Origin of the sequence: Prosthecobacter fusiformis, from assembly GCF_004364345.1 — a bacterium.
Taxonomy (GTDB): domain Bacteria; phylum Verrucomicrobiota; class Verrucomicrobiia; order Verrucomicrobiales; family Verrucomicrobiaceae; genus Prosthecobacter; species Prosthecobacter fusiformis.
This window is the reverse complement of the sequence record NZ_SOCA01000011.1, coordinates 90146-109664: the sequence shown is the minus strand read 5'-3', so window position 1 is coordinate 109664 and position 19519 is coordinate 90146. Positions and strand designations below refer to the sequence as shown.

At 58.7% G+C, this 19519-nt stretch carries 13 protein-coding genes; 5 read left to right on the top strand and 8 right to left on the bottom strand.

Annotated elements, in window-relative coordinates; genetic code table 11:
• Nucleotides 1-70: 70 nt before the first annotated feature.
• The 3 genes from EI77_RS20500 to rpsO form a co-directional block, all read right to left on the bottom strand.
• Nucleotides 71-2233 (bottom strand): polyribonucleotide nucleotidyltransferase, encoded by a 2163-nt coding sequence (locus tag EI77_RS20500; RefSeq protein ID WP_133797181.1) that lies wholly within the window; start codon nucleotides 2231-2233, stop codon nucleotides 71-73.
• Complete coding sequence (locus EI77_RS23640; RefSeq protein ID WP_208300431.1) at nucleotides 2220-2414, bottom strand: hypothetical protein; 195 nt, start codon at nucleotides 2412-2414, stop codon at nucleotides 2220-2222. The genes EI77_RS20500 and EI77_RS23640 overlap by 14 nt, the downstream gene beginning before the upstream one ends.
• A gap of 147 nt (nucleotides 2415-2561) precedes the next feature.
• Nucleotides 2562-2819, bottom strand: coding sequence for a 30S ribosomal protein S15 (gene rpsO, locus EI77_RS20495; RefSeq protein WP_133797180.1), 258 nt, complete (start codon nucleotides 2817-2819; stop codon nucleotides 2562-2564).
• Between the two features lie 447 nt (nucleotides 2820-3266).
• On the opposite strand from rpsO, the gene EI77_RS20490 reads away from it, so the two are divergent.
• The 3 genes from EI77_RS20490 to EI77_RS20480 all read left to right on the top strand — a co-directional run bounded on the left by EI77_RS20490 (nucleotide 3267) and on the right by EI77_RS20480 (nucleotide 8659).
• Entirely contained in the window at nucleotides 3267-5882 is a 2616-nt protein-coding gene (locus EI77_RS20490; RefSeq protein WP_133797179.1) for a hypothetical protein, read from the top strand.
• Nucleotides 5883-5927: 45 nt separating this feature from the next.
• The gene (locus EI77_RS20485) at nucleotides 5928-7355 is read left to right on the top strand and encodes a hypothetical protein (protein ID WP_133797178.1); all 1428 of its coding nucleotides are present in this window, start codon (nucleotides 5928-5930) and stop codon (nucleotides 7353-7355) included.
• Nucleotides 7356-7489: 134 nt separating this feature from the next.
• Complete coding sequence (locus EI77_RS20480; RefSeq protein ID WP_133797177.1) at nucleotides 7490-8659, top strand: class I SAM-dependent rRNA methyltransferase; 1170 nt, start codon at nucleotides 7490-7492, stop codon at nucleotides 8657-8659.
• Nucleotides 8660-8763: 104 nt separating this feature from the next.
• On the opposite strand, the gene EI77_RS20475 is transcribed toward EI77_RS20480, so the two are convergent.
• The 4 genes from EI77_RS20475 to holA all read right to left on the bottom strand — a co-directional run bounded on the left by EI77_RS20475 (nucleotide 8764) and on the right by holA (nucleotide 13924).
• On the bottom strand, nucleotides 8764-9156 hold the full coding sequence (locus EI77_RS20475) for a VOC family protein (protein WP_133797176.1): 393 nt from the start codon (nucleotides 9154-9156) through the stop codon (nucleotides 8764-8766).
• 19 nt (nucleotides 9157-9175) lie between these two features.
• A complete protein-coding gene (locus tag EI77_RS20470) occupies nucleotides 9176-10090 on the bottom strand; it encodes a hydroxypyruvate isomerase family protein (protein WP_243838966.1) in 915 nt (304 codons plus the stop codon).
• Between the two features lie 47 nt (nucleotides 10091-10137).
• Nucleotides 10138-12678, bottom strand: a complete 2541-nt coding sequence (locus EI77_RS20465; protein ID WP_133797174.1) for a PQQ-dependent sugar dehydrogenase — start codon at nucleotides 12676-12678, stop codon at nucleotides 10138-10140.
• Nucleotides 12679-12787: 109 nt separating this feature from the next.
• Entirely contained in the window at nucleotides 12788-13924 is a 1137-nt protein-coding gene (holA, locus tag EI77_RS20460) for a DNA polymerase III subunit delta (RefSeq protein WP_133797173.1), read from the bottom strand.
• 129 nt (nucleotides 13925-14053) lie between these two features.
• Here holA and EI77_RS20455 point away from each other — a divergent pair, with 129 nt between their 5' ends.
• Complete coding sequence (locus EI77_RS20455; protein WP_133797172.1) at nucleotides 14054-15922, top strand: SulP family inorganic anion transporter; 1869 nt, start codon at nucleotides 14054-14056, stop codon at nucleotides 15920-15922.
• A gap of 78 nt (nucleotides 15923-16000) precedes the next feature.
• Nucleotides 16001-17302 (top strand): nucleotide sugar dehydrogenase, encoded by a 1302-nt coding sequence (locus EI77_RS20450; RefSeq protein WP_133797171.1) that lies wholly within the window; start codon nucleotides 16001-16003, stop codon nucleotides 17300-17302.
• Between the two features lie 12 nt (nucleotides 17303-17314).
• Here the strand turns inward: EI77_RS20450 and EI77_RS20445 are convergent, their stop codons facing one another.
• On the bottom strand, nucleotides 17315-19495 hold the full coding sequence (locus EI77_RS20445; RefSeq protein ID WP_166647397.1) for a transglycosylase domain-containing protein: 2181 nt from the start codon (nucleotides 19493-19495) through the stop codon (nucleotides 17315-17317).
• Nucleotides 19496-19519: the final 24 nt, after the last annotated feature.

Genomic DNA, 19519 nt, shown 5'->3' with positions numbered 1-19519 from the left:
TAAAAAAGCGGCAGCCGGTTTCCCGGACTGCCGCTGAATGTGTAGGCGTTGGCTAACCAACGATGCTGAATTAGCCGAGGTCTTCTGCTTCGGCGGTGACAGGTGCACCGGATTCGGCCTTGGCGGCGTCGTCCTTCTCCTTCATGGCGGCCTTGCGGCTCATCTTCACGCGGCCTTTTTCGTCGATGCCGAGGCACTTGGCGGTGACAATGTCACCCACCTTGACGACGTCTTCCACGCGGTTCACGCGGAAGTCAGCCAGTTCACTCACGTGGATCAGGCCGTCCTTTTTACCACCGAGGTTCATGAACGCACCGAAGTTCGTCGTGCTGACGATTTTGCCAGTGTAGATCTTGCCCGGTTCGATCTCCTGGGAGACGCCGCCGATCATCTCGATGGCGCGCTCCAGACCTTCACGGCGGGTCGCGTAAACGTAGATGGTGCCGTCGTCTTCGATGCTGATTTCAGCGCCGGACTCAGCCTGGATGCCCTTGATGTTTTTGCCACCAGGACCGATGAGTTCACCGATCTTGTCTGGGTTGATCTTGAGGATTTCGATGCGTGGGGCGTGAGGGCTCAGAGGCTGCACTTCGCTGATGGCATCGGCCATGGCGCGGAGCACTTCACCACGGCCGTTCTTGGCCTTGGCGATGGCTTCTTCCAGGATGCTCAGAGGGATACCAGGAAGCTTGAGGTCAAGCTGGTAACCGGTCACACCGACGTCCGTGCCGCAAAGTTTGAAGTCCATGTCGCCGAAGTGGTCTTCGGAGCCCAGGATGTCCATCATCGTCAGGTAACGCTTCATGTTGTCGCCTTCGAACTCAGTGACGAGACCGACGGAGATACCGGCCACCGGGCGGATCAGAGGCACACCTGCATCCAGGAGGGCCATGACGCCAGAGCAAACGGAGGCCATGGAAGTGGAGCCGTTGGAGGCCATCACTTCACTGCTGATGCGGATGGCGTAGGGGAATTTTTCCTTTGGCGGGATCACGGCGTCAATGGAGCGCTCAGCGAGGGCACCATGGCCGATTTCACGACGATTCTGACCACCGAAGCGGCCGCACTCACCCACAGAGAAGGGAGGGAAGTTGTAATGAAGGATGAAACGCTTGCTGTCCACGCCGCCGGCGTAGGTGTCCATCTCCTGGGCTTCATCGGCCGGGGCCAGTGTCGCGATGGAAAGGGCCTGGGTTTCGCCACGGGCAAACAGGGCGGAGCCGTGTGTGCGAGGGAGGACGGAGACTTCACCGGAGAGATTGCGGATCTGGTCGATGGCGCGGCCATCACAGCGGCTCATTTTGTCCAGGATGGAGATGCGGAAAGCCTTCTTCTGGAGGTAATCGAAAGCCTGGCTGATATCAAAACCGGAGGCTTCAGGGAAACGGCCTTTGATGGCGGCTTCCACTTCGTCCTTGAGAGCGCCGACAGCCTTGCTGCGAGCGATCTTGCTTGGCTGATAAAGGGCACCTTCGATGCGGTCTCCGGCGATTTCGTAGGCGACTTCCAGCAGCTCATCTTTGACGAGCATGAGGGGCACCACGCGCTTCACTTTGCCAGCCAGGGAGGCCAGCTCTTCCTGCGCTTTCACCAGACCCTGGATGGCGTCCTGGGCGAAGTGGAGGGCGGCGATGAAGTCGGACTCTGGCATTTCCAGGGCCGCGCCTTCGATCATGATGACGTCAGTCTTGTTACCGACGTAAACGAGGTCCAGGTCGCTCACTTCGCGCTGGCTGTGCGTCGGGTTGGCGACGAACTGGCCATTCACGCGACCCACGCGCACGGCACCGATAGGGCCTGCGAAGGGGATGTCAGACACGCAAAGAGCGGCAGATGCACCGTTGATGGCGAGGATGTCCGAATCATTCTGTCCGTCTGCGCTGAGCAGGAGGGCAACGATCTGGGTTTCGTAAAGGTAGCCTTTCGGGAACAACGGGCGCAATGGGCGGTCCGTCATGCGGCAGGTCAGGATTTCCTTTTCTGTTGGGCGACCTTCGCGCTTGAAGTATCCACCGGGGAACTTACCAGCAGCAGAGGCTTTTTCTTTGTACTCCACTGACAGAGGGAAGAAGTCGAGACCTTCCTTGATCTTGGTGGCGGAGACGGCAGTGACGATGACGATGGTGTCACCCAGGCGGACGGTCACCGCGCCATCAGCGAGGTGGGCGAGCTTGCCTGTTTCGATTTCGATGATCCCTGAACCGCAGGGAGTTGTTACTTTATGGATAGCCATGGTGGCGATGTATGTGTTTGTTGTTTGGGGAAGGAATGGGAATACGGCCGGTCAGGCAGGTGTATTCCCGGATTTCAGCGCCCAGTGCGCAGGCATAGGCCTGGCGGAGGCGGGCTGAGGGTGAATAGATTGGCAGGCAGCTCAGCGTGAGCAGGTCACGCAGGGGAGTGGGGCGCTGCACTGCGCGAAGTATTCAATGCCGATGCCTGCGTGATCCCTAATGGGGTGCTAGGCGGGGATGCGAAACGCATCCAGTCACGGTCACTGAGATTAAATGCAAACAAGGGGTGATGTTTGTGCATCACCCCTTGTCGCTGGGAAAATTTGATTAGCGGCGCAGGCTCAAGCTCTTGAGGAGCTTCACGTAGCGCTCGTTGGCGGTCAGCTTCAGGTAATCCAGAAGCTTCCGGCGGCGGGCAACCATCTTCAGGAGGCCGCGGCGTGTGGAATGATCCTTGGAGTGGATCGTCAGGTGCCCCGTCAATTCATTGATGCGCGCCGTCAGGATGGCGACCTGCACGTCGGCACTGCCGGTGTCTTTTTCGTGCAGTTTGAATTCTTTGGGGCTGGTAGTAGCTTCGCTCATGGTCAGTTGTGGAACCCGACACCTTGTCAGGCGGGTTGTGTTTGGAATGTTAAAAGGGCCGCGAAGAAACCACGGAACTTGGCATTGGCAAGAGGAAATTCATGCTTTGGAAAACGCTTTCCATGGGTTTTTGATCAAATTTGGCCGCAGATGTACATGGCCTGGCCTCGGCACCTGTCAGTTTCATCCCCGCGTCTGAGTTTCACTCCCATATAAATAACCAGGCTTGAATACCCAAGATTTGATCCCGCCAATGATCTGCTGAAGCGCGAATAGGAAGAGGAAGGAAATGAGGGAGATCCAGAAGGTAAGTAGTTTGTAAACCTCCGCGACGACTATTGATTCCATAATTTGAGACGCTACCATGGTGATATTATCATATTTGATAGAACCTGCCGCGTCATGTATTCTCTTCCATCAACCCTTCGAAGCCTTGTTTGTATGGTCATGCTGCTTCAAACAGGCGTTTTGAGCGCGGTCAATCCCATCCGTCTGATGATGGACCTTTCCCCACAGCCGGATGCGGTGATGCTCAGCGCCTTTGACCTCTGCATCGTTGATGCCCAGGCGAAGGTGAACCTGGAAGACCAGCAGACGCTGGGAAATAAAATGCTGGCGCGGGTGAATATCTTTGAGGTGGCCGCAGACTCCTCCGCGGCGAAGGCAGCACGATCCGTGGGTGTCCCACTATTAGAGGCGACTGAAAAAGGCCGCGTGCGACTGGATGCTACGCATCCCCATTGGGTGGCCCTGGTGGTGCATGAGATCGTGCAGTCGGCGGCGGAGCGTGGTTTTGACGGTTTCGTGTTGACCGGGCTGGAGACAATCAGCCAGGATGCGGAGCGTGCCGGGTGCCTAGCGGCCATCGCCAGCCTAGACCAGGCATACCCAGACAAACAGCTCGTCATCGAAGGCGGGCTGGACCTGGTGCCAGAGGCACGGCGAGCGTTGGAAGGGGTGCTGTTTGTTGGGGATCTTGAATCTGCGGGCTATCGGGACCAGCGGATCCGTGAGGTGAAACGGCTGGGAGTGCGTCCGCTGGTGGTGGATTACGCCGATGTGGGTGTTTCTAAGGCGGACATCGCTGAGCGTGCTCAACATTTCCGAGGCATGGGTGCGGTGCCTTTTTTCACCACCCCCGCGCTGGATGGTACCCATCTGGGGCCGCTGCAGGAGATCACCCGGCGCATCCTGGTGATCCATTCCGGGGCTGCGGGGGAAACTTTTACTGCGCGGGTGCTCCATGGCAGCCTGGAGTGGCTGGGCTATCAGGTGCGGTATGTGGATGCGGGCATCGCGGCACAGCCGGTTTGGGAAAAAGAGATGGCGCAGGTCCATGGTGTCATCTTGGATGCTACGCTGGCTCCGCAACCTGGGCAGCAGGCTGCCCTGCTAGGCCTGGCAGATGGCCTTATTAGCCAGCAAGTACCGCTGCTGCTCACCGGTGCGCCTTGGGGCAATGATGAGGAATTTCAGGCTTGGGCACAAAAGCTGGGCCTGGGCGGCAGTGGTAAATCTTTGGCGGTGGGGGAGGCGGCACGCCTACGCCTCATTGAGCATGCTTGGCTTCAAGAAGCCGGAGCAGTCCGCCCGCGTACCCAGGATTTTCGGGATCTCCAGGCTCCTGCCGGGGCACGGGTGCTCAGTTCCTTACAGGCCAACGGTGGTAAAACGAGCCGCGTTTTTGATCAGGTCTTCCTGGCTCCCTGGGGCGGCCTGTGGATGGATACTCTGGCGAGGGTGGCCGGACCGCAACTGCAACCGCTGCCTTTTCTAAACCATTGGTTAGGCAATCGACCTGTCACACCGGTAATGGATGTGGCCAGTCAGAATGGTCGCCGCCTGCTGGTGCCGCAGATTAGCAGCGAGGGCTTTACCCAGACCACCAGCATGAAGGGCCTACCCATTGCGGCGGAGGTGATGACGGAGCGCATCCTTTCCCGCTACTCCCTGCCTTTCACCGTAGCTGTGTGTGAGGGAGACCTGCGTGGCCTCAATCCTGGGCTGGATCCCCGTGATGCATTGCGTTATGAAACAGCCGCCCGCAGCCTGTTCGCCCTGCCGCAGGTACATGCCGCCTCCGCCAGTCTGACCCGTCCCAAGGACTGGGCTGCCTCTCCAAAAATGGAGCGTGAGGTGGCCGGGACGATGGCCTACATCCACCGCCAGTTACTGCCTGCGGGCCGTCATGTGGAGCTGATGCTGTGGCCTGAGGGGAGTGTACTCACTCCAGCAGCCGTCGCCTTTAGCCACCGCATGGGGGTGGAAAATGTGCTGCCAGTTTGGCAGCGCGACCTGCTTGGCCGCACGCCCGTCCCGATAGCGATGTCCTGGGGCCGTGCGGAGAGCCACCAGTCCCTGGCCCCCAGCCTACGCCGCCCCGGCGCACTGGATGCCACAGCGTTCATCGCCCAGGCGGAGGCGCAGGACTCGCGATGGATGGCTCCGGTGCATGTGGCACTGAATTTTCACGATGCCAGTAGCGAGGCCGGACTCTGGGAAATGGAGCGGCTGCTGGACTGGTGCGCCGCCCAGCCACTCCATGCCATGAGTTCTGCCGACCACGCCAAACTCGTTCGCGATGCCTCCCGGACACGCTTTTTCATCCAGGGGGAAGGCCACTGGATCATCGTCAATGCAGGCCATGCCCGCACCCTGCGCCTGCCCGCCAGCGCCGGCATACCGGACCTGGATCGCAGCATCGGCATTGCTGGTTATACCCGGCGTGGGGAGGATCTGTATATCCACACGCTGGGCCGTCGCCGCACGGAGTTGCTGCTCACACCTGAAGGTAGCCCCGCGCATCTGCGGCTGGCAGGCAGCAGCGGCCACGTGCGCTACCTGGAGGCCGGGCATCACCGCGCACTTCTCCAGGTGGCGGACCTGCGGCCGGTGGAGCTAGCCTTTGCAGGAATCCAGCCCGGTGCCATGTGCCAAATCTTCACTTCGGACCAGCCACAGTACATCTTGGCGGATGCCCAGGGCCAAGTGGAAGTGACCGTTCCTGCGCAGACCACCATCCGGCTGGAGGTGCTGAACAGCCAGCAGGCCGCCATGCGGTAAAAACGACAGTCCTTTCTCCATTTGCCGATCTCTCTCTCCCACTCCATGACGCACGCCACACGCCGCACTGCAGGATTGCTGCTCCTTCTCTATTTTATACTCGCAGGTGTGTGGACCTGGCGGCTGGCCCCACGGCAGACGGATGACAGGGAGGCCCAGCAGCGCCAGACCATGCAGGAACGCATCGTCCCATACTTGGCCAAAGCTCCCGACGGCACAGCAATGCCCGCCTTGATGGGACTGGTGGGTCTGCCGCAGGATCAACTCCAGGCACTTGCAGACTGGGTGTCCATGCCACCGGTCGGCCAGGTGAGACATCTGACCGTGTATCGAGGACCCATTTCCACTCTAGGGCCAGAGTGGGGGGACTTTTTATTGCACGCTTGGTTAGCCCATGCGCAGCCAGTGGACCTGCTTGAGGTGCATTTGATGATCGCCGCCTCGGGTGACCGGCTCAGCGATGATGCTCGTCATTCCGCCCTAGGGCTGCTAGCCCGCCGCGCCCTTGCCCAGGGAGATGCACCCGGTGCCGTCACCATCCTGGGCCGAGCCACCGAACTTCCCGGCGCCACCTGGGAAACTCTTCAGCAACTTACCAACGCGTGTCGCGCCGCCCGCAACACCGCCCCCGCCATGCGTGCCCTGCATGTGTGGATCCAGCGACATCAGGACAGCGGCACCCACCCGGACCTGGAGGAAGCACGCGACCTGGAACTGGCGCTGATGCTGGCTGATGGCCTCACCCCCGAAGCCCTGTCCCAGCAGCTCAGCGATCTCGCCGGCGGCAGCCCGTACTCAGAACGACTGCTCGACCGCGCCTACCTCGTCGCCCGCCGGGCACATCAGGGCTCGCGACTTCTGCCCATACTGGAGCGTCACTTGCAGAGCTTTCCAGAGCATGACCTGCCATCCGCCAAGCTGGCTTTTGAAACCGACATCCATCCGGATTACGTACGCTGGTTGACCTGTCAGGCTGCCATTTGTGATGAAGAGCAGCCTGCGACGATCGCCTTTGCCGCCTACCTCCGGCTGGCTGCCGCCCGCAGTCCCCTGGCCCTGCCCCGCCTGTGCGCCCTAGCCACCACCCCAGCCCTGAAAGCGGAGGCTGCAACCGCCTTGTCTGTCGCCCTGGATCGCCCGGAAATGCAGCTCACCGTGCTGCAACTGGCGCAGACGGAGTCCATCGCTCACAAGGTCCTGGCTGAGCGGCTGCGTGCCGCCCCCCGGCAGCGGGATTTGCATTTTTCCGCCACCTTGGCTGCTGCAGCCGCACAGACTCACGGCTCCACCGCCGTGCTCTGGCAGGACTACATGCGCCGTTTCCCTGAAGACCTCGCCGCCCAGCGCCGCCTTATCCAGGCCCACCTCAAGGAGCAGCAGCCCGCCCTCGCCCTCCGCGCCTACGCAGAGATCCCCGCCCAGGCACTCACTGCCGAAGACCGCGCGCAGCAAGAAATCTTGAAACAGCTTTAGATTGCGCCAGCAGTTTCCAGTTCGTGGCCAAACGCCGCACCTGCTCGATCAGTGATCAATGCAGGACTTGGGGTTGAACCGGCACACATCCTCCGCCATGGGTAAAGGTTCACCACTTCGGTTTCCTCATTCCCATGCCCACTCTTTCCATCCAGCCTCGCGCACGCATTTTTCACGGTCATGTCTGGGTTTATGCCACCGAAATCAAGGGCCGCTTTGGAGATCCGAAACCCGGGGATGTGGTACAGCTTCAGGATGCCCGAGGTAAACCGATGGGCAGCGCCATCTATAATCCTCAGTCGCAAATCAGCGTCCGGCTGTTTTCTTACCGCCGTCAGGATCTGGACCTGGATTTCTTCATCCGCCGCATCGAGCGCGCGCTAAAAGTACGCACAGATGCTGGTGTGGATACCTCCCTTTGCCGCGTGGTGTGGAGTGAGTCCGACGGGCTGCCTGGCGTTGTGGTGGATCGCTATGGTGATTTTCTGGTTCTGCAGACGCTGACCCTGGCCATGGCTATGCGCCAGGACCTGATCATTCAGGCGCTCGTCCAGATTTTTTCCCCAAAGGGCATCGTCCAGCGCAATGAAGGTGGCGTTCGCAAGGCTGAAGGGCTGGAGCAGGTGAAAGGCGTGATCCATGGTGAAAGCCCTGAAACGTTTGTGGTTAGGCATGAAGGCAGCGCGTTCCATGCCGACCTCCTAGAAGGCCAGAAGACAGGCTTGTATCTGGACCAGTTGGACAACTACCAGCATGCAGCCAAACTGGCCAAAGGACGCCGGGTGCTGGATTGCTTTAGCAACCAGGGTGGCTTCGCCCAGGCGTGCGCCCTGGCAGGTGCCGCAGAAGTGACCGCCGTGGACATTAGCGAAAGCGCTACCGAACTTGCGAAAAAGAATGCCGAAATCTCCGGTGCCAAGGTGAACTTCATCGCCGCTAACTGCTTTGATTTCCTCAAAACCCAGGAAGCTGCCGGGGCGACGTATGACCTCATCATCCTGGATCCCCCTTCATTCACCAAGACGAAAGAGAAGGTGAAGGACGCCATGCGCGGTTACAAGGAGATCCATCTGCGGTCTCTCAAGATGCTCCAGCCAGGCGGCATCATGGCCACTTACAGTTGCAGTCATCACGTCAGCACAGGTGAGTTTCATGCCAGTATCGAAGACGCGGCTGTGGATGCCCGCAAGACGCTGCGACGCATTGCTGTCTATACTCAGCGCCCCGACCACCCCATCCTGGCCACCATCCCGGAGACTGAATACCTCGTGGGCTATGCCTATGAAGTCGTGGCGGCTTGGTAATTTTCAGCGTATCGATGGAGATTCCAACAGCCCTTCTTCCCAACCAAGGAAGGATGGCGTTGGGACTTCTGAGTCGTTTGAAAAATTACACCTGCCCTTCCTGCTCACGCCTCGCCGCGTAACGTTTCCTGGCCGACAAAGATCAAGCAGCCGTTAGGGTCATCGATGTGGAATTCGGTCATGCCATAAGGCCGCTCCGAGAGATCCGTGATTTTATACTGGCTGCGGAAAGGCTGTACTTGCTGCCAAAGGGGCAGGATGTCATCCACCTCAATGTAAATCTCCGTGTGACCACGCACGGCGGCCATCACGGATTCATCCGCTGCTTTCATGAAGTGAATGGTGGCTCCATCCCGGCCCACGATGGAGTATTCATCCGTACTCAATCCTACCTCAAAACCGAATACGCGGGTGTAAAAATCCAGCGTTTCCTGCATATTGGCCACCGCCAGCATGGGGCTGATCTGGCGGATACGTGATCTTGATATCGCACTCATAGTTAGGCAGCATGAGGGTTCAGGAGACAGAGCAGATGCCCACGGCCTGTTTCAGGGAAGCCAGTTTGTCCGCCTTTTTCGGGACGAATTCCTGCCCCAGGTACCCGGTGTATCCAGTGTCCTGAATAGCGCGGATGATAGCGGGATAATTTAGTTCCTGGGTATCGTCGATCTCCGCACGCCCCGGCACGCCGCCCGTGTGGTAATGGGCAAAGTGAGCGTGGTCTCTTCGAATGGTGGCTACGACATCACCCTCCATAATCTGCATGTGGTAAATGTCATACAGCAGCTTGAAGTGTGGACTGGAACCCAGCTTCTCACACAAAGCGACGCCCCAGGCACTCTTGTCACACATGTAGTCAGGGTGGTTGACCTTGCTATTGAGCAGCTCCATCACCAGGGTGACACCTTGCTTTTCACAGAGGGGCATGAGACGCTGCAGTCCGGCTGCACAGTTAGTTAGACCCTGATCATCATCCAGACCGTCGCGATTGCCGCTGAAGCAGATAACCTGCTTGAACCCCGCCTCGGCGCTGGCCTTGATCAGCGGTTCATAGGCCTGCACAAGAAGGTCATGATGCTCCAGGCGGTTGAAGCCGTGCGGGATGCTGCCGATCTTTTCACCCGCCGGTCCCTGGATAGTGGGAAAGCTGACCATGGCGCAATGCAGACCATGCTTTTTCACAGTTTCAAACTGCGGCGGGTCCAGCAGCTCGATGGACTCCAGGCCGATCTCCTTGGCGGCCAGGCAAAGGGTCTCCAGAGGGATGTCTTTGTAGCACCATTTGCAGACGGAGTGCTTCACCTTCCCTGCACCGGTGGTAGCGGCCTCAGCAGCCCAGACCTGGTCCTTGAGCAGCGCCACGACTGCGGCAACTCCCAGCGTGCGATTGAGAAACTGTCGGCGGGGGAGCTGAGTAGATGTCATGGTCATAGTCAACGAGTATCAGGTCAGCTTTTTCTAGGGCAGAATATCGGCGATTAAAACACCTGCGATACCTGCAAGCGGATAAAACGCCGAGCCTGCTGAGTCGCGCTCAAAGTCTCCCTTACCGTCACCCGCCGCAAGCTGCCGGATAGGCTGACATCGGAGACGATGACGGCACCGTTAGCACTCACTGGCGCAGCGCCTGCCGTACTGGTAGCCAGCGTGGTCCAAGTAACCAGATCATCGCTGGTCTGCACACGGTAAAGCATATCCGTGGCCGCCGTATCACGGGGAAAGCTGATCACGTGCTGCACCGTGCCTGCGCTGCCAGGCGTCCGACTGCTGGTGATGACACTCTCCTGATCAGCATCCGCCACCAGCGGGTCCAAGCCATATGCATACTCATGCAGATTGGAAATGCCATCCCCATCCAGATCCCCCTCATTCTCCAAAAAGAAACCCACCGGCTCCTGCGGAAAATGAGTGGCAAGCCAGCTTTCCCGATGGGTGGGAGGGGGTAAGCCGAGATAAACCACGTCTAGGCGTGGCCGGTCATTGGCCACCGGAGCCTCACGACTGGCGAAACGCTGGGCGGTAAATTCCTGGGATTCATCCCCGACGAGAATCCACCCATGGTTGGTGGTCGGCTGCTCTATCCAGCCCAGCACATCGTTCAAAACTCCGGTGCCCGACCAGACTGGATAAGGGTCGCTAAACTCTGACCCGATATTGTGGCTGCTGCTGGCCGATGCAATGTAATCCCCGCCCGGAGTCGTCCAGTCCGTGGTTGTGTAAAAGCGATGCTTCCAAGTAGCATCTCCAGGTGTGGCAGCCACTCCGGAACCGCCTGGCCCGAGGGTCTTCGAGGTACCTTCACCCCAGTCCGTAGTCAGACGGTGCAGGGTCATGGGAAAACCCTGTCCCACCTGCTGATTCAGGCGAAGCCGCAGGCTGGCGGAGATAAATTCCGCATCCAACGGAAAATCGCTGACATCAAAACGCATCACCGCCCGACGTACTGCGAAGAACGCCGAGGAGCCTGTTTTTCCAGCAAAGAGATACTCTCCTTTGCCATTGCTGGCGAAAAAAGGTTCAGGTGGGTTCGGGTCATTACTCGGTTCTTCGTTCGGGTCTTTAGCGGGCTCATAGAGGGTGTTGTCCTTCATTGCCGTGATGCTCCGTGTGATGGGTAGGACAGGCATGATTTTGTAAAGGGTGCCGGCCGGTTTTCCTCCATCCAGGGCCAGGACGCCACCCGTCGTCTTCGTCGCCACATACATCTCTCCACTTTCATCCACCCCAAAGGCATAGATGCGCGCCGCAGTCGGCAAACTCTGCCAGGGAGTCACCTGGCTCAGGGCAAAAACGCCGGGCGCTGTTTCCTCCAGCCCCAGCAACACACCACCGCCGCCGCTGCTGCCATTCATCGCATAATCTCCAAACAAATACTTCCCCTGCATACCCGCGATGGCCTGACCTCGATAGACATAACCACCCGTGATGGAGGTGCCATATTGCGGCATGGCCTCGGTGCCTGGTGTGGAGACGCCGGGGTGCGCGTATTCCGCAATGGGTGGCAGCAGTGTACCGCCTCCATTGGGGGCGGTGGAGTCAAAGTCAAGACTGCCTTCCTTGACACGCCAGCCGTAGTTGCCACCCGAAGTGATGAGGTTCACCTCTTCCACATTCACCTGCCCCACATCCCCGCAAAAAAGGCGCACAGGGCCACCCTCCGGCTGGTCAAAGGAGAAGCGCCAGGGATTCCTCAGGCCGAAGGCATAGATCTCCTTTTTCTCATCGCCTGAGGAGGCCGCATACGGGTTGGTTTCAGGAATTCCGTATTCCCCATTGTCACCATTGGTCCCCAAAGGATCGATCCGCAGGATCTTGCCCAGCAGTTTGGTCTTGTCCTGCGCATTGCCCAGAGTGCCGCTGACTGGCCCTGCCGATGTGGAACCTGAGCCGCCAGTATGCCCCGTGGCATTGTCGTTGGCACCACCGCCATCGCCACTACCAATGTAGAGAAAACCGTCTGGACCAAACGCGATCTGCCCGCCGTTGTGATTCGACTGCGGCTGTCCATAAGTCAGCAAAATACGCTCACTGCTGGCATCGGCCACATTTGGATTGTCCACCGAAACAAGGAACTCGGAAATGACAGTGACGCAATTCTGCGGCGTGGAGGGATTGTCTGTCGTAGTGGCTGCTACCGCTGTGTAATTGACGTAAAACCGACGATACCCACTGGCTTCAGAATTGGCAAAGTCTGGATGGAAAGCCATGCCTAACAAACCACGTTCAGAATAATTCAGTCGTGCATTCTCCGGAGTGGGATTGTAAGACAGCACCCGGTCTAGGCCCGTGCTGCCCAAGTCCAAAAACGGAGTCGGCAGCAGCATCCCCTGGTGGAGCACACGGATCTGGCCCGGCTGATCGCAGATGAACAAACGACCGCTGCCGTCCTTGGCATGAGTGATATTGGTCGGCGCGTGAAGCTGATCATCGCAGACATTCTTTAAATAAATCGGCGGAAATGCCCCCTGCGTCAAAAGAGGCAGACCAATCAACAGGGCGAGGCAACGCAGGACTTTCATAGACACAGCTTGAGGGAAGGCCGATGATTGCACCAGAAACCGCAGGCGACCACAAGCAAAACCCCCATTTTGTGCCCGCAATTGCTTTACCTCATGAAATACACCTCAGCTATCGCCTCGCAGTGCGCGGGGTGAGCAGGCCGACGAGCAGGCGTTCCAGCACCACTTTATTATCTAGCTGGGTGGTGACGAGTTTCACGTTGGCATCCAGGCAGGCGACGAGGGCGGCGTGCAGTTCTTCCAGGGTGAAGCGACCAGCCTCGTTCAAGGCTAGGAAAAGCGGGTACGCATTGAAGCCCGTGCCGTCTTTTTTACGCGGCAGATGGGAGGTGGCACTGCTGGGCAGAGCATCCAGGCTGGCGGTAAAGCCGCTGTAATTGTTCCGGTTCACCTTATACTTCGTGGCGAGTTCTTTGACGATGAGCAGGCTGCGCACCCGTGGAACGATGGCCCCCAGGAGAATGCCGATAGCATTTTGCCCCTGATAAAGCAGCACCCCCAAAAGCTCCAGCGAGCGCTGCAAATCCCGAGCGCCGATGGCATTGCCGATCTCCCAAATGACCCCGGCCCGGCTCAGGGACACGAGGCCACGCACGGTGGCGATGCCGCAGCGGCGGCGCTCCCCCAAGTAAAGATCGATCTTTTCGATCTCGTTCTCCAGTTGCCGCGTGTCATCCCCGGCCATTTGGACCAGGAGTTCTAGCGCTCCACTTTCAAAGGAAAGCCCCAGCTCACGGGCCTTGTGGCCCGCCTGGGCCATGACGGCACCCTCCCAGCCCGCCTTGCTGGTATCCGGTTTGTCAAAGACCTCAATAGTGGTCAGTTTGCCCAGTCGCTTATATGAGGTGCGCCGTTTGTCGATGCTGTTAGCGCTCACTACAAATTGGACTTCAGGGCCAAGGCCGGCCTCCACCACATCCAGAATGTTTTCAAAGCCCTGCACCGCCGCCTGGGATTTGCCGGTCTGGTTGTCCCCCAAGAAATTGGCCCCCTTCAGCCACACGATCTTGGCCCCGCCAAAGAAAGGCATGGTTTGCAGCGCCAGGATGACATTGGAACAGATCTGCCCAGCGTGCTCGGCATTGTCCGCATTGCCCTCGATGATCTCATTGGCGAATTCATCCGCCCCTGGCGGGGTCAGCCGCTGAACGGTCTTCATGGCCATCTCCTTCACCTTCGCATCGTCCGTGCCTAAAATGGCGTGGACCTGGCTGCTGGTGGAGGCGGTCTTTTTCGGTGGGGGCATGGGGAGAGACGCTGCGGCGTTAAGAAAAATGGAACTGACAGACTGGAAACCAAGCTGAACAGGTCATCAATAACGAATAACCTTCAATCAACCACTTCCATCTTCCTCTACCCCGCACTAACGTAGTCCATGTCCGGCCCCTCCACGCCCTCCTGGTGGCAGATTGCGCGCAATCTGACGCGACAGGGGCGTACCTGGATGAGCGAAAATCTGGCCGATACAGGACTGGATCCTTTCCCCATCAGGCGCTGGCTTTCAGGCTACGGGCCGGGACGTTTTAAATCAGATTTGAAGGCCGGCACCTCGGTCGCCCTGCTGGATATCCCTCAGGGCATGGCCTATGCCGCCATCGCCGGCTTGCCTCTCCAATTCGGCAGTACTTGCTCCGCCGTGGCGGGCATCGTCGGTGCCCTGTTTTTGAGTTCCCGATATACAGTTCTGGGGCCGACCAATGCCACGGCCTTCATGATCTTCTCCTACTTTGCTGCGGATGCGCATCTGGACAGGATTGCCCTCATGCCACTGTTGGTCTTCATGGTCGGCACGCTGCTGCTTATCGGCTCCTTTGTGAAGGTCGCGGAACTGGCACAATACATCAGCCGGGCGGTCATGGTCGCCTACGTCACCGGTGCCGCCCTCCTCATTATCGCCAATCAAGCGGGCAATGTACTGGGCATCAGCACCCGCATCACGACGGCGGACGGTCAGGTTTTCCAGCCTCGCACCTTTCCCGGCATCGTTTGGCACCTTGTAGAAAAGCTGGGGCAGACTCATTGGGAAAGCCTCATTGTAGCCGCAGTCACCGCTGGCATTTACTGGGGCATCCGCCGTGTGCGCGCCACTTGGCCCAGCCTCGCCATCGCCCTCGTCGCAGCCTCACTGGTGGGTGCAGGCATGCAGATGCTAAAACTGGATGTGCCCACCTTTCAGGATGCTCAGTTCACTTGGCTGGACCTCCTGCCGCCTTTCCCGGACTTTGCCTCGCCAATGTTCCTTTCGGACTTCAGTCGCCTCTTTGGCCTGGCCATTGCCCTGGCTTTCCTGTCCACATTGGAAAGCTCCACCATGGGTAAAACACTGGCCGGTCTCAAAGGTCAACGGGTGGACCCCAACCAGGACATGTTCGGCCTGGGGATGGCCAATCTGAGCTGTGCTTACCTCAGCGGCATGCCCTGCTCCGGTTCCCTGACCCGTAGCGCGTTGAATTTCTCCAGTGGTGCCCGCACCCCCATCTCGGCCATGATCAACGGCCTCGTGTGCTTGGTCGGCGCACTCACGCTCGGCAGCGCCGTCGGTTATGTGCCCAAGGCCTCCCTGGCAGTCCTCATCATCTGCGTCGCGCTGTCCATCATTCAGCCCCGGCATATCCGCATTTGCCTCCAGGCCACCGGGTCGGATGCCTTCACCTTTCTCGTCACCCTGGCCGCCACGCTCATGGTCCCCCTGCATGTCGCCATCTTTACCGGTGTCGGCATCTCGTTGATGCTCTACCTGCGGAAGGCCAGCCGCCCTTCGCTAGTGGAATATGAATTCAACCAGGAAGGCCACTTGGCGGAGGCTACCCAGCCCGGCATCCGTCAAAACCCCGCCATCTCCATCGTCCATGTGGAAGGGGAGCTGTTCTTTGGCGCCGCAGAGCTCTTTCGCAGCCAGGTTCAGCAGGCCTGTGCAGACCCCAATCTGCGCATCATCATCCTCCGGCTGAAAAATGCCCGCCATATGGATGCCACCTCGGTCATGGCTCTGGAAGACCTCGTCCGTGCTCTGCGTGCGGACGGGCGCGATCTCCTCATCAGCGGCGTCATGAAGGATATTTACCGCGTGCTTCGCGATTCCGGAATGGTCGAGGTCATCGGCAAGGACAACCTCTTCCTTTCCAGCCCCAGTAATCCCAATGTGGCGACTCGCAACGCCCTCAAACGCGCCCAGCAGATCCTCGGCACCACCGAGGCTGATGTGAAGATCTTTTTCGATCCTGGCAAAAAGAAGGAGGAGTGAGCCAAGCACCCTGGAGATTCATTCATCGTCACCACCTCAGCGCTTGTCGAATGCCAGCCCACCATGCTAAGTGGCCTCATGAACGTCAGCATTTTTGGTCTTGGGTATGTCGGCGGAGTCACCGCAGGGTGCTTGGCAGAGCTGGGGCACACCATCATCGGAGTCGATGTTCAGCAGGCAAAGGTGGATGCCTTTGGCCGTGGTTTCTCACCCATCATTGAACCAGAGCTGGATGATCTTCTCCAGGCAGCCAAACGCAGTGGCAGAATCTCCGCCACCACCCGCGCAGCCGATGCCGTGGCACAGTCAGATGTCAGTATCATTTGTGTCGGCACACCTTCCTTGGAGTCGGGCCGGTTAAACCTGGACTTCGTCCGCAAAGTCAGCGAGCAGATCTCCCAGGCCCTAAAAGAGAGCGGGAAAAAACACGTCGTACTTTTCCGCAGCACCATGCTTCCCGGCAGCACCCGGAATATGGTGCGTGAATTCTTTGAAGACCTGCGCCTGACTGACCAGTTGCGCATTTACTACTGTCCTGAATTCCTCCGTGAAGGCACCGCCGTGAAGGATTTTCGCGAGCCCTCCCTCTCCGTCGTCGGCACCCATAACGGTCAAGAACCGGAGGGTAATGAAGCCCATGAACTACTCGGCGGCCGCCCCTCCGTGCTTGGCTGGGAAGGGGCGGAGATGATCAAATACTCCTGCAACTATTTCCACGCCCTAAAGGTGGGTTTCGCCAACGAGATTGGTCGCGTTTGCAAATTCCTCGGCGAGGACGGTGCACGGGTGATGGACGTAGTCTGCGAAGATACGAGGTTGAACATCTCCTCATACTACATGAAACCCGGCAATCCGTTCGGAGGTTCCTGCCTGCCGAAAGACGTGAGTGCCCTGCTTTCATTCGCCCGTCAGGAAGGCATTTCCCTGCCCCTGCTGGACAACACGCTGGACACCAACCAGGCCCATCTGGACATGCTCATCAAGCTCATCGTCAGAAACGGCAGTCGTAAGATCGGCCTGCTTGGCCTCGCCTTCAAATCCGATACGGATGACCTGCGCGGCAGCCCGATGGTGGCTGTGGCGGAAACCTTGTTAGGCCGCGGTTATGAGCTGCGCATTTACGATCCCAGCCTCAACCTCACCCGCCTCATTGGCGCTAACGAACTGGAAATCCAACGCCGCATGCCGCATCTGGCCTCTTTGCTTAAAAGCAATGTGCGCGAAGTCATTGAGGGCAGTGAACTCATCGTCGCTTCCCAAAAATGCGCATCCATGGACGACCTCGCTGCCTGGGTAAAACCAGAGCAGAGCGTCATCGATATCAACGGCTGGCGCGACTTGGATAAACTCCCATGGAATTACCAAGGCCTGTGCTGGTAACTCCCATGCCCGTCACTGAAACCAGCCACGAATGCGGTTAAACAACCCGGATGCCTTGACACGAGGCCGATCGTAGCCGGGCGGTGGGCCTGCAATGACGCCCTGGTGGGCTGTGCAATAACCTTGAGGTATGAGATCATAAGGCAGCTTCTCCTCATAGGAGGTACCGCTGGCATGGCAGGAGGGAGAGGCCAGTTGGCTGCTCAAATGGCAGAGCTGCACCGCTGCCAGCTCAGGCTCCACGCGTGGCCCTGCAGGGATGTATCCTAGATCCACGGCTTTTTTCACCACATCCGCCCAGATGGGGATGGCCAGGCGGCTACCGTATCCCTGCTCCACAATCGTCTGCGGCTTGTCCAGGCCCACCCACACCGCGCAGGTCACACGGTCGGTATAACCGGCGAACCAGGCATCTTTATAATCATTGGTCGTGCCGGTCTTCCCACCGGCCGGGTCCTTGAACTTATGCTCACTGCGCACACTGGCCGCTGTGCCACGATCCATGACCTGCCCGAGAATGCGCCGCATCAGATGCGCCACACCTGGGCTGACCACCTCAGATTCCAGCATGCTGGTACTATAAAAAATATTTCCTGCTTTGTCCGTGATCTTATCGATCAGGAAAGGCCTGCGGCGGATGCCATCATTGGGAAAAACACTGAAGGCGCTGGTCAGGTCACGGGGTGTCCCCCCCAGATTGCCGATAAAAATCTGCGGGGTGCGCTCAGCATGATTGCCGATGCCTGCATCCCCCAGCAGGTGTATCACCCGGTCCAGCCCCGCGTAATTGCCCACGCGGATGGTCATGGTATTGCGGCTCTGCACCAGCCCGGTCATGAGCGTCTGCTGACCCGTGAATTTACCATCGCTATTTTGCGGGGACCAATTTGGATCTGCCAGCTCAATCTCCCCCGGCTGGATAGGCGCGTCATCAATGTAAGTGCCTGGCAGAAAGCCGCTGGCGATGGCCGTGGCATAGACAAATGGCTTCACGGTGGAGCCGATCTGCCGCTGCCCCTGGATGGCGCGGTTATACTTGCTCTGCCTGTAATCGCGACCTCCGACCAAAGCCAGGATACCTCCCGTTTCATTGTCCAGCACGGTCAGGGCCCCTTGCAGATATGGGGTGGATGACACCTCCTGAGTCCCGTTCCAGGTGCTGTCGAAAGCAGTCTTGGTCACATGTTTGTAACCCGGCAGCTTTTCCACACTTTCCAACCGGGTGGCCACAGAGGATTCAGCCAGCGTTTGCAGTTCCTGGCTCAATGTCGTGTACACGATCAGGCCCCCGTCCTCGATCTCGTGGTCTTCCAAAATCCGGTCCAAATCTCGCCTCACCGCATCCAGAGCATAACCGCCCTGGCTTTGAAAGGCAGGCTGCGCATGCAGTGCGATGTCCTCATACCTCGCCGCCAGTTCCTCCTCCGCCGTGATGACCTTGGTGGCCACCATGCGCTTCAATACATCATCCCTTTCCTTCAGCGCCCCGTCGAAATTACGGAACGGAGAAAAGCGGACCGGGCTACGGATGATACCCGCAATGACCGCCGCCTCACTCAGGTTGAGCTGGCTGGCATGCTTGCCGAAATACACCTGGCTGGCGCGCTGGATACCATAGAGATTCGTGCCAAAAAAGATGCGGTTTACGTAATGCTCTAGGATCTGCTCCTTGGACCAGTATCGCTCAATGCGGCGCGCCAGCATCATCTCCAGCATTTTGCGATGAAAGCTACGGTCATTCAGGTCCGGGTAACTGTTGCGTGCGAGCTGCATAGTAATGGTGCTGGCCCCCTGCACCACACGGCGTTCTTTGAAGTTTCTGACGGTCGCCCGCGCCACCCCCACATAGTCGATGCCGCCGTGTTTATAAAAACGGCTGTCTTCACGAGCTAGCAGTGCCTTGACAAAAAAAGGCGAGACCTGGCTCAGTGGCACCACGATGCGGTTCTCCCCATGCATTCTCCCCAGCATCTCCCCCTGGGCATCCAACACCACTGTACGCTCCGGCATTTCACCCAGTTTGCTCAGGTCATATTGCCTGGCCAGATGAGAGTAAACGCCCAACGTAATGGCCAGACCCAGCGTCACCAGCAGACTGGCTCCCATAGCAAAGATCAAAAAGAAACGCCACCACCTGCGCCAGCGGGATGAAGGGGCGGGCGCATGATGCGGGGCTGAGGGCTGACTTTTCATAAGTGGGTTTTTTGGACGCAACCG